At 37.8% G+C, this 12,100-nt stretch carries 9 protein-coding genes and 1 pseudogene; 4 read left to right on the forward strand and 6 right to left on the reverse strand.

Features of this window, described 5'->3' with window-relative positions; all coding sequences use genetic code 11:
* Nucleotides 1-407: carboxypeptidase-like regulatory domain-containing protein (locus tag AAC037_RS08645; protein WP_339902608.1), on the reverse strand; the 407-nt coding region annotated here is incomplete at its 3' end.
* A 582-nt stretch (nucleotides 408-989) separates the two neighbouring features.
* Between AAC037_RS08645 and AAC037_RS08650 the strand changes: the two genes are divergently transcribed.
* A complete protein-coding gene (locus AAC037_RS08650; protein WP_339902609.1) occupies nucleotides 990-1,751 on the forward strand; it encodes a hypothetical protein in 762 nt (253 codons plus the stop codon).
* Between the two features lie 131 nt (nucleotides 1,752-1,882).
* Here AAC037_RS08650 and AAC037_RS08655 read toward each other — a convergent pair whose 3' ends face one another.
* The 3 genes from AAC037_RS08655 to AAC037_RS08665 are packed head-to-tail and all read right to left on the reverse strand — an operon-like array spanning nucleotide 1,883 to nucleotide 4,612.
* Nucleotides 1,883-2,746: a mechanosensitive ion channel family protein gene (locus AAC037_RS08655; RefSeq protein ID WP_339902610.1), complete on the reverse strand. Its 864-nt coding sequence runs from the start codon at nucleotides 2,744-2,746 to the stop codon at nucleotides 1,883-1,885.
* Nucleotides 2,747-2,795: 49 nt separating this feature from the next.
* Complete coding sequence (locus AAC037_RS08660; RefSeq protein WP_339902611.1) at nucleotides 2,796-3,503, reverse strand: methyltransferase domain-containing protein; 708 nt, start codon at nucleotides 3,501-3,503, stop codon at nucleotides 2,796-2,798.
* Nucleotides 3,500-4,612, reverse strand: coding sequence for a type III polyketide synthase (locus AAC037_RS08665; protein ID WP_339902616.1), 1,113 nt, complete (start codon nucleotides 4,610-4,612; stop codon nucleotides 3,500-3,502). Before AAC037_RS08665 ends, AAC037_RS08660 begins: the two co-directional genes overlap by 4 nt.
* Nucleotides 4,613-4,644: 32 nt before the next feature.
* On the opposite strand from AAC037_RS08665, the gene AAC037_RS08670 reads away from it, so the two are divergent.
* Together AAC037_RS08670 and AAC037_RS08675 are read left to right on the forward strand one after the other, a co-directional pair.
* Nucleotides 4,645-5,535, forward strand: coding sequence for a UbiA family prenyltransferase (locus tag AAC037_RS08670; protein ID WP_339902612.1), 891 nt, complete (start codon nucleotides 4,645-4,647; stop codon nucleotides 5,533-5,535).
* Between the two features lie 126 nt (nucleotides 5,536-5,661).
* Nucleotides 5,662-9,096, forward strand: a complete 3,435-nt coding sequence (locus AAC037_RS08675; RefSeq protein ID WP_339902613.1) for a ThuA domain-containing protein — start codon at nucleotides 5,662-5,664, stop codon at nucleotides 9,094-9,096.
* A 56-nt stretch (nucleotides 9,097-9,152) separates the two neighbouring features.
* On the opposite strand, the gene AAC037_RS08680 is transcribed toward AAC037_RS08675, so the two are convergent.
* Both AAC037_RS08680 and AAC037_RS08685 read right to left on the reverse strand, forming a co-directional pair.
* On the reverse strand, nucleotides 9,153-10,325 hold the full coding sequence (locus tag AAC037_RS08680) for a lycopene cyclase family protein (protein WP_339902614.1): 1,173 nt from the start codon (nucleotides 10,323-10,325) through the stop codon (nucleotides 9,153-9,155).
* Nucleotides 10,326-10,457: 132 nt separating this feature from the next.
* On the reverse strand, nucleotides 10,458-11,447 hold the full coding sequence (locus AAC037_RS08685; RefSeq protein WP_339902615.1) for a 2-hydroxyacid dehydrogenase: 990 nt from the start codon (nucleotides 11,445-11,447) through the stop codon (nucleotides 10,458-10,460).
* Nucleotides 11,448-11,806: 359 nt separating this feature from the next.
* On the opposite strand from AAC037_RS08685, the pseudogene AAC037_RS08690 reads away from it, so the two are divergent.
* Nucleotides 11,807-12,100 (forward strand): annotated as a pseudogene (locus AAC037_RS08690) (diaminopimelate epimerase); the annotation flags it as partial.

Consider the following 12,100-nt stretch of genomic DNA (forward strand, 5'->3'; position numbering starts at 1 on the left):
AAGTCTGTTAATGGCAATTTTGCTACGGTAAACACACTGTCGGCATACAAACGGTTGGTTCCGATATCCGTAACGATAACCTCTGCCAGATCAGATGCTGATTCCTGAAGAGAGAATTTCATGGCCAATCTATCTCCTGCCTCCAATTGAATGGTTTGTTCTTGCCTTTCAGCCCCTATAAAAGAGGCGAACACGGTGTATTTACCCGGGTTGATATTACTGATCTCAAACCCTCCATTCCTTTCAGTGATGGTCCCTTTAGCCAAACCAACAATTCCAACGTTAACATATTCAAGTGCTTGACCGTCTGAAGTAGTCACCACTCCATAAATGCTTGCTTTTTGACCAAATGCCATGTTGGACAAAAATAATAGTATTCCTATCGTTAGTAAAATGTTATGTTTCATGAGATAAATATTTCCACAAACGTACTAATTAGAATTATTCTAAACAAGACTATATGGAATTAATCTAAATAAAACATGTTGATTCATCATACAGAAAAATAATATAAATCAAGCACAAATGTTCTCATTTATTTTTAGTCTATCGATTGGGTGATCACCTATGAGCACAATGAAAATTAAACAGCTAGGAAACAATAAGTTTTGAGAGGAATACTAGCCAAATTTAGACCTTTGTAAAATAAATAAGTATCAAACAATAATTCTGCTACTCAAACAGGACAAAGTCATTAAAATCAAGATTTTATGCCCTAATCGGTCTAAAAATCAAACCATTTATGGTTTCAAATACATTTTTAAGGAACCTAAAAACATTTAATAAGCAATAACTTCAGTTGTATATCGTTTTTTGCTTTTCAAAACTAAATATATGCTTTGTTAATTATAATAGTCAAAAAGTTTGTTTTTTATTAGTAATTAAAATTTTACGGAAGTACATTTCGAAAACAAAGCAATAAAGTATACAAATTTTAGTATCCAATTGTCATGAATAATCCGATAAAATTTTTCTTAAACGTCTTCGCAATGGCCTTGCTAGTTTCAGCATCCTCTTGCGTAACGTCAGATCTGGAGGAAGACATGGCAGTAGTTGACAAAGGAATTTCTTCAGATGAAATTTCGGGCATGATGGGCTTAATGGAAGAAGTAGACTTAATGATCATGTCCACTTTACAACAAGGCTTAAATCAGCAAAGGCTCTTGCCATTGCTTGAAGAAATGACTTGTCCTGGAACTGTGATCACAAGAGACGATAAAAATGGAAAAATCAGTGTAGATTTTGGTTCGGGTTGTGTAAGTGCAGGAGGTTTAGAGAAGCAAGGTTCATTGACAGTTAAATACTCTGATAACTTTTTAAGTAAAGGAAGCCTTCTTGAAATTAGCTTTGAGGACTTTTCTGTAAACGGAAGAAAATTGCAGGGAACAAAGACCTTAGAGAACTTAGGCTATGACGCGGTGGAGAGAAAATTAAAATTTTCTTCTTCGATGAAAAATTTTAAAATAATTGATGAAGATGCTCAGGTATATACTGTAAATCAAAACTATTTCAGGGAGCTAGAGTTATCAACTGAAACGGATGGATTCAGAATCTATCTTAAAGGAAGTGGCTCACTAGCTGCTGAAAATTACAGTACCACCACTTTCGAAATAGTTCAACCTTTGAAGTACATGCAGGAATGCATTGAGTCAGGATCATTTAATCCGATAGAGGGAAGTTTACAAATCAGCAGTAAGGCTGATAAAAGTACCATACTGAGCTTTGAATCCAGTGGATGTAGCTCATTATAGTCCTTTTCTTACTTTTAGCATTTTATTTTGTTGTGAGGAAGATTGATTGTAGATAGTTGGTTATTTTTTAATGTAGGGTTTGCCCGGAGTCTCAAAAACTTGGTAGTAACTGAGACTCCGGCATTTTTTCCTTATTTTTTTTCTACATTTTTTAACTCAATATTTCCTTCGGGAAAGAAATGATGCACATCTCGTTGAGGAAACGGTACTTCAATATTATTTTCTTCTAAGGCCTCTTTAATATTTTCCATATTGTCCCAAAAAACCGGCCATAGGTCTCCGGCGTCAGACCAGCACCTTACGGATAAATCCAATGAATTGTCTCCAAAGTTGGTAAAATAAACGGCAGGAGCAGGATCTGCGTGTATTCTTTCATCCTTCTTTAAAGTATCAAGGATAATTTTTCTTGTTAACTTTAAATCTGTACCATAAGCAACTCCGACAGACATCTCCACTCTTCTCGTAGGCTTTTCGGAGAAGTTGGTTATATTATTGTTTGCTAAATTACCATTAGGAACTGTAACTACCTTATTATCAAATTGCCTGATGGTGGTATAGAGGATATCAATTTTTTCTACTGAACCAAGTGTCCCCTGGGCCTCTACCGTATCACCTATTTTAAAGGGTTTGAATACTAAAATTAAAACTCCACCTGCGAAATTAGCCAGGGAACCTTGAAGTGCTAAACCAACAGCCAAACCAGCCGCACCAAGAATTGCCACAAATGCAGTGACCTCCACTCCCAAGGTTGCGAGGACAGCTAAAATAAGCAACACATATAATAAGCCTCGTACAAAGCTGGTTAAGAAGCTGGATAAAGATTTATCTAAATCCGATTTATCAAAAAGTTTCGTCAATGCTTTCATGGCCAAACCAATGACCCATTTACCGATCAGGTAAACAATTACAGCAATTAAAATACTTTTTAATGCCATCAGAACAAGTGGTGTCGCACTTTGGATTATCCCCTCCAAAGAATTGGTATCAAATTCCATAATTTTTAATAGTTTTTAAAGATTTAATTTATAATTCAAAACAATAAGCTCAAATGCAGCAAATAACCTGCCATCTAAAAGCCCAGTGCCATGTAATTTTATAATCAACTATCCCAGAGGCTTTTAAAATATCCTCCCAATCCTCTTTTTGGAATGACCGGAGCACCGAAACCGGGGCATCGTTTTTTACCATTCTAGACTTTGAAAAAATCTTGGTGAGCCACTTAATGGAATAATAAGCCAAAAAATGTCGGTGTAAATCGTTGATTACAAACCCAAGTTTGGTTTGCCTTTTTAGGTTTTTAAGTATTACCACCAACTCATCAGAAGTAAAGTGGTGGGTAAATAAAGTACAGGTTTGAATGTCCACAGGTTTCTCTAAAAATTCCGGATCAAAAACGTTTGCTTCTACAAAATCAATGGTCAAGTTTTCTTCCTTTGCCCTTTCTTTAGCAAATTCTATGATATTAGGATTGGCATCCACACCAAGAATTTCTAACTTAATTCTATTTTTAATGGCCCATTTTTTAATGTGGATGGCCATGTCCCCACCCCCACAACCCAGATCTGCAAGGGTAAATGAATCATTTTTGGAGGAATTCATTAGTAGTTTAAGCCCTGAAGTAGTTACCTTATTGCCTCCCAAAAGTTTATTGATTGTCCTAAGTTCCTTCAGGGTTTGGGCTAGCACCCAACCATTACAGTCAAGGTCATCCATCAATTCTTTCTCTTCACTTCTTCGCAAGAATTTATTCATGATTTACTTATTAATAAGCTTTCCAAGGTCAAGCCGGGTCCAAAGCCCATTGCCAATACCTTGCCATGAATCTTGGCATCCCTTAAAATTGCTTCTAGAACAAACAAAATCGTTACAGAAGACATATTCCCAAAGTTTTTTAAAACTTGGTGGGCGTATTTGTTTTGCCGCTCTTCTATACCGAAAGCAGCCTCTACCTTATTCAATATTTGCTTTCCGCCGGGGTGGATGGCAAAATATTTAATGCCTGACAAACCAAATCTTTTCTCCATACCTTCCGAAAACTGTTTGATCCCTTTCTCTAATAGTCCGGGAATGTATTTACTCAGCTTCATTTGAAATCCAAAGTTGCCGATGGCCCATGCCATATCGTCTGCACCATCAGGAATAATATTAGATTCGTAATCTTCAATTTGTAAGCCTTTTTCACCTTGCGCTATTAATACGGCTGCCGCCCCATCTCCAAAAAGGGCATTGGCAAGAATATTGTCCTCATTGTATTCTTTCTGAAAATGGAGGGTACACAACTCTACACTCAAGACCAACACCTTGGCCGAAGGCTCGCTATTACAGATTCTGTCTGCCATTTTTATCCCATTGAAAGCGGCATAACAGCCCATAAAATGAATGGCATATCGCTCCACGTTACTAGCAAAGCCCATGCTATCAATTATATCCATTTCTACCCCTGGAGCATACATTCCAGTACAGGAAATTAAGATTAAATGGGTGATTTGATTTGGTTCAAGCTGGCTTTTCTCCAGGCATTTTTCAATCGCCTCCTTTGCCAATTGAGGGGCTACCTGCCTAAATACCTCCATTCGGCAACCGGTAGTAGGAAAAGGCTCCAAACTATTATTTTTTGGAAAAAACCGAAAATCCTCGGCACTACTAAATCTAAAATCCTCTAAAGCACTGTAGCGCTGAGCTATGCCTGATTTTCGGTATACATAGGCCAGTTTTCTGCTTTCTTGAGCATCCAGGTCGTGGGCTTTTTGCATAAAACTACAAATCAATTCTTGTCGGATAGGTTGGCCAGGGCTTGCAAGCCCAATGCTCTTAATTTGGCTCTTCATTGATTTTAGTTTAGCTTTAGTATATTGTTCAATTCAAGTTAAGTAAAAACCGATGACAAAGCGAATTGTTACCGCGCAATATCAATATGTTTAAAAAGTCCAGCTGGGAACACCTCCGAATTCCATTTTCTTACTACCTCATGCCTGTTTTTTGGTTTGGACTTTCTTCTTCAACCCAAGCGTCAGTTTATAATATCATTGCAGTGGGGATTATTCTGCATTTATTCCTTTACCCCTCAAGCAATGGCTACAATAGCTATTATGACAAAGATGAAAAAAGTATTGGCGGATTAAAAAATCCTAAAAAAGTAAGCGTTGGTTTATATTACCTTTCCCTTACCTTCTTTGCATTGGCACTATTAGGAGCACTATTTATCAATATAGCTTTTTTTCTGATGGTGTTACTTTATGGCTTGGTTTCCATGGCCTATAGCCACCCATCTGTTCGATTAAAAAAATATCCTTATATAAGTTGGCTTACTGCCGGTGTTTTCCAGGGGGCTTTTACATTATTAATGTGTGTGATTGGCTTTGAACCTGGTGGACTAGATTTACTCCTGAAAACGGACTTATTACTTTCTTCGCTATTAACTACTATACTATTATTAGGCTCTTATCCACTTACTCAAGTTTACCAACATGAAGAAGACCTCAAAAGAGGGGACATCACCTTAAGTTTAAAGTTAGGGAAAATTGGCACGTTTTATTTTGCATCAATATGGTTTTTGGTGGCAGGGATAGCTTTTATTTGGTATTTTTTGAGGGTTGATCATATCTGGGCAATTCCTTGGTTTCTTGGTGCTACCTCACCCTTGCTTGTGTATTTTTTATATTGGTTCAGCTTGGTCCAGAAGGACCAAAATCTTTATGCCAACCATTCAATGGCAATGGGAATGAATCAAGTTTCATCCACCTGCTTAAATTTTTTCTTTATTTATTATTTTTTTGCTCAATAGGCAAGCTAATTTGCTGCATAAAAGGACAAAACTTCTTGTCAACATTACAATAAGCCTTATTATTTCTATTAATGGTCTAGTCAAAAAAAGATATTCGTTATATTGCTGCAAAATAAAAATCAACCTATGTCCAAAAATAGTGTCATGAAGGGATTTTGTGCCCTTTTATTTGCAATGTTCCTACTGGGAGCTTGTACCAGTAGACCCGGAGAACCAAAAGTACTCGTTTTTTCAAAAACCAATGGATTTTACCATGAATCCATACCGGATGGAAATCAAGCAATTATTGATTTAGGAAAACAAAACAGCATTGAGGTAGACACCACTACCAATGCGAAGATGTTTACCGAAGATATTTTAAAGGAATACAGTACTGTAATATTCCTCAATACCACGGGGGATGTCCTTAATAACGCCCAGCAGGCCGAATTTGAACGGTACATCCAAGCAGGTGGTGGTTTTGTAGGCATCCATTCTGCTGCAGATACCGAGTACGGATGGGATTGGTATGGTAAAATGGTAGGCGGGTATTTTTCAGATCATCCCGGAATCAACGACCCTCATCCCAATGTGCAGGAGGGAGCGCTAAAAATCACTGACAAAAACAATAGCGCCACTTCTTTTCTTCCTGAAACATGGACGAGAACAGATGAGTGGTACAGCTACAAAAATTTCAATCCGGATGTGAATGTTTTGATCTCTTTGGATGAAGATAGTTATCAGGGTGGAGCAGATATGGGCGAACATCCTATCGCCTGGTACCATGAATACGATGGTGGGCGGGCATTTTACACCGGAGGAGGCCACACAAGAGCAGCTTATCAAGAGGAACTCTTTTTGAAACACCTTTTAGAAGGGATTAAGTATGCCATTGGGGAGAATAAAAAGTTAAATTATGCCAATGCTACCAGCAAACCTGTTCCCGATGCAGATCGTTTTGAAAAAGTAAATTTGGTTATGGGCCAGTTCAAAGAACCTACTGAAATGGCTATCTTACCAAATTTAGATATTTTGGTTTCCCAAAGAAGGGGAGAAATCATGTTTTACAAAAATGGCAGCAATGAAGTAAATAAAGTTGCCCACTTAGATGTATATTGGAAAACTGATGTACCTAAGGTAAATGCAGAGGAAGGACTGATGGGTATCCAAGTAGATCCTGATTTCGAAAATAATCATTGGATTTACGTTTTTTATAGTCCAACTGAAGAATCTGTAAACCGACTTTCAAGGTTTAAGTTTGAGAATGATACCTGGGACATGGATTCTGAACAAGTAATCCTACAGTTTTATTCTCAGAGAGGAATTTGCTGCCATACAGGTGGGTCAATTGCTTTTGATGGAGATGGTTTGCTTTACGTTTCAGCAGGGGATAATTCCACACCATTTAATCAACCGGATCAAAAATACACCCTACAAGGCTATGGTCCTTTGGATGATAGACCGGGTTTTGAGCAATATGATGCGGCAAGATCTTCAGGAAATTCCAATGATTTGAGAGGAAAGATCCTAAGAATAAAAGTAAATGAGGATGGTTCTTACAGCATTCCTGAAGGGAACCTTTATCCTGAAGGAACAGAAAAAACCAGACCTGAAATATATGTGCAAGGCAATCGAAACCCTTACCGAATTTCAGTTGATCAAAAAACCGGCTTTTTGTACTGGGGTGAAGTTGGTCCTGATGCGCGAGAAGACAAGTTTGGAGAAAGAGGATCCCGAGGATATGATGAAGTTAACCAGGCAAAAGAAGCAGGTTATTTTGGCTGGCCTTTCTTTGTAGGTAACAATTACCCTTACAATGCCTTTAATTTTAATACAGGAGAAGTTGGTAAAGAATTTGATCCGAAAAATCCTGTCAATAACTCCAGGAACAATACCGGGATTAAAAATTTGCCTCCTGCTCAGCCGGCATTCATTTATTATCCATATGTAGAATCAGAAGCCTTTCCTGAAGTGGGGACAGGTGGGAGAAATGCCATGGCAGGCCCTGTTTATTATTCAGACTTATTTCCAAATGGAGGTGGTTTACCGGAATATTATGATGGGAAACTATTTATCTATGACTGGATTAGGGGTTGGATAAAGGTAGTAACCATGGATGAAAATGGGGATTACCTAAAAATGGAACCTTTTATGGAGGAAGTTAGGCACAATGCTTTGATTGACATGGAGTTGGGACCAAATGGTAAACTCTACCTCCTTGAATATGGAAAAGGCTGGTTCAGTGCAAATGCAGATGCAGCCCTTTCAGTAATTGAATACAATGCAGGTAACCGGTCACCGGTTATTGCATCAATTACTGCAGACAAAACCTCTGGTAGTTTACCTTTAGATGTAACCGTAAAAGTTGCAGCAACTGATCCTGAAAATGATGCCTTAAGCTATACTTGGGATTTAGGCAATGGGGAGACCAAAGAGACCACAACACCGGAAATTTCCTACACTTATGAAAACCAAGGAGATTATGATATTTCAGTTACGGTAAAAGATAGTGAAAACGAGACAACCACGAGCAATACGATCAATGTTTATGCAGGCAATATTGCTCCAAGCATAGCTGTTACCTTTGAAGGAAATGGAAGCTTTTACTTCCCCAACCAAAAAGTAAATTATGAAGTCACAGTGAATGATCCCGATGATCCTACCGTAGGTGAAGACCTTTCTTCACTTTACCTCTCTGCTGATTATATTGAAGGTTTTGACAAAGCAGAAGCAGCTTTAGGTCACCAAGTCATGTCTGAAGCCATGGCCGGTAAAAGTTTGATGGAGTCTTTGACATGTAAAAGTTGTCACCAAATTGATGGTAAATCCGTAGGCCCGGGATATACCGATGTAGCCAAAAAATATGCGGATTCACCGGAAGCGGTAGACAAGTTGATTAACAAAATTATCAAAGGTGGATCAGGCGTCTGGGGAGAAACCATGATGCCGGCCAATCCAACATTGAAAGAAGGAGATGCAAGAAAAATCGTTGCTTTCGTTCTTTCTTTAGATGGCAAGGATGATCAGGAACCTAGCCTTCCTGCAAAGGGTCAACTGGATCCACTTCAGGGTAAAAAACTTGCCAACAATGGAGTGATGCTACTTAATGCAAGTTTTACAGATAAAGGAGGAAACAATATCAAACCACTTAGTACTTCGAAAACAGTTTTCCTTCGCAACAATAACATCAATTTAGGGGAGCTAGATGCCACCTATGCTTATAATTCTATGGAGATAAATGGTCAACAGATCATCACCTCTCCATTAGGCAAAGGTTATTTTATGCTTCAAAACATTGATCTTACAGGATTGGAAGGTATAAACTTTATGGTAAGTGCTCAGCGACCTTTTGATTATGGTTACCAGATTGAAGCCCGATCCGGTGGATCAGAAGGAGAAGTCATTGGCCAAATGGTGGTAAGAAAAAGTGGAGAAGATGGCGCCAATACCCAAAAAGTAGTCTTAAAATTCAATGATAATGTAAAAGAAGATTTTCAAGATCTATACATCGTTACAGAAGCTTTGAATGAAAACGAAACAGTAACTATGGCCATTCTATCAATGGAAATGGTCAGCAAATAAACCCTAGTTTCTCTAAAAAGGCCTGTAAATGTCGAATTTACAGGCCTTTTTTTGTTTTAATCTTTCGTTTTGTTTTTCAATAACAATTGTCGTATTCCGGAAAACATAAAAGGCAATAAAGGGACACTGTTCCTTATTTTAAATTCCTCCCAAAAATTACTGTCGTTGTCCAGAAATGATAGAATTTTCTCAGGCGAATTTTTTCGGAACAAACTTTCAAAAATATCCCTACCGGTCACCTTATTTGAAAGCAAAACATCCAACAAGGTTCTATCATACCAAGCGTATTTTTTATTATTCCAGCTGTCAGCAGCAATAGGCGCTTTTTGAAATTTCAAAAGCTCCACTATCTGGGACACATTTTTTTGCACAAACTGAAAGGTATATCCGGTACTGGCTTTGGTAAAACCTCCGGCAGTTCCAATATTGACAATTTTATCACTATCCTTGACTAATTTTGGGAATTGGGCCAAAGACATTGGAATCACCCCAAACTCCTTGTGCAAAATTTCATAATTTTTGATTCCTATTTCTCTTGAAATATAGTCCTTAAGGGCAAAATTGTAGGCTTCCTTTTCCAAGGTACTTTCGCTAAAAAGAGTAAACTCAACCAAGGCTTCAGTGGCACTTGTAGGTAATACGTACATAAAAGTAGCGCCATGCTTTTGTTCCAATCTGAAATCCATTAAAGTCCCATTTTTCTCATTGAAAACAGGTGAATCCACCTTGATAAACCAACCCATAAAATGTTGCAATAAGGTATTTTGGGTGTTCATCTTAGGGAGAAATAAGGATGTAGAATTAAAAATGTACTTTCCCGTATATTGCTTATTTTCTGTAAACAGAATGGCCCGGCCATCCTTTTCACACATGTCTTTAATAGCCTCAGTCTTAAAAGTAACATTTTCAAATGTAGCCGCATATTCCATGACAAGCCGATAAAAATCACCTGCTTGAATCATTTTGTACTTGTATTTTTTTAGCGAAAAAGTCTTGGTAACCTCCGGAGAAAAAAACTGTAAGGTTTCCCATTTATGACGAACAATGTTCTCAAAAATACTATCCCCCTTTTCCCAATAACACCAAGTTCTGTCATTGTCAGATTTTTTCGCCTTATCAACCACCAAGATGGTTTTCTTTTGTAGGTCCTTATCCAATAACAAGCGATACAATAAGCTTAGCCCGGCCAAGCCTGAGCCTGCAATGATATAGTCGTAATCTACTTTCATCGAATATTTTTATTCACCTTACATTAATATCGGGAAAACCCTTGAATCAATTTTGTTAAATAAGTCAACCCATAAATTGGCAAGATGTTTGCCTCTATACCTTCTCTGATAGGTATCTGAAATGTTTTACCATCAAATGACTTCGTTTGCTAAGGGATGTTTGTTTTCAAATGCCCGGATATTATTCAGGGTTATTACTGTTATTTGATCCATCGCCTCCTTGGTAAAATAGGCTTGGTGCGAGGTGATAAGAACATTAGGAAAACTATTTAACCTTAAGATGTCATCATCTTCTATTATGCTTTCCGAAAGGTCTTCGAAAAACAAATTTTCTTCTTGTTCATAAACGTCTATCCCCAAGTACCCAATTTTTTTCTTAGTCAACCCTTCTATGGCATCAGCAGTATTGATTAATGCTCCACGGCTTGTATTGATGATCATTACTCCATCCTTCATTTGTTCCAATGAACCTTTATTGACCATATGTTTGGTGGACTGGTTCAATGGACAATGCAGAGAAATTATATCAGCCTGCTGAAAAACCTCTTCCATTGGTAAATATTCGACCCCCATATCTAGCAGGGCTTGGGATTCAGCAATATCGTAGGCCAAAAGCCTGCAACCGAACCCTTTCATGATCTTACAAAATGCAATTCCAATCTGCCCGGTACCAATAACGCCTACCACCTTACCATGAAGGTTGAAACCTATTAGATTTTTTAAAGAAAAATTTCCCTCCCGCACCCTATTGTATGCTTTATGGGTTTTCCGATTCAAAGTCATGATCAGTGCAACAGAATGTTCTGCCACAGCCTCCGGTGAATAGGCCGGGACCCTAACCACTTTTATCTGATGCTTCTTTGCAGATTGAAGGTCAACATTATTGAACCCGGCACATCTCATCGCAATCAAACGGATTCCATTATTGGAAAGAACTTCAATGGTATCCTTGTCCACCTTATCATTGACAAAAGCACAGATAACATCAAAGCCTTCAGATAAATTGGCCGTGGTTTTATTCAAAGCCGTTTCAAAAAAGGAGAAAGAGTAATCATTATTGCTGCTGTATTTTTCAAAATACTCTTGATCGTAAGGTTTGGTACTAAATACGGCAATTTTCATATTATTTTTTTAAGGTCTCAGTTTCAATTTAGCTCAATTGCAACACTAATTTAACAAAGCTGACGGGTTAAAGTTAATTTATGATAGAGACTTCTTTTTCTTTTTAGCAATTTATTAGTTCTTACTCTTGAAATAGCAGCGATTGATCTTTCCTTGCCATACCTTTTATAAGTCGTTTTGTCAGTCTTGACAGGAAATCCTGTAGTTAATTGAATATAAGCCCGTAAATTCGGCCAAGTTGTTTATTTTTGTAATTCAATCTTCCATTGGTTGGATTATTGTGGGCATTTGGAGGGATTGATAGATCTTTATGGTCTATATTCTTCAATCAAATTGGAAGGTAACTTATTATAAATCAAATGGATATTAACTTCTATAAGTATCAGGGTACGGGCAATGATTTCATCATGATCGATGGAAGGACATTTTCTTTTGGCCCTGATCCAATACCTTATATTCAGCAACTTTGTCATAGAAAGTTTGGAATCGGAGCTGATGGGCTTATACTTATCCAGTCCCATGCAGATTATGATTTCGAAATGTGTTATTACAATGCAGATGGATCTCAAAGCATGTGTGGCAATGGAGCCAGGTGTGCGGTCGCTTTTGCCAACTTTTTAGGTATAATTAACCAAAACACTACATTCTTAGCT

Source organism: uncultured Cyclobacterium sp., from assembly GCF_963976465.1.
Classification (GTDB): domain Bacteria; phylum Bacteroidota; class Bacteroidia; order Cytophagales; family Cyclobacteriaceae; genus Cyclobacterium.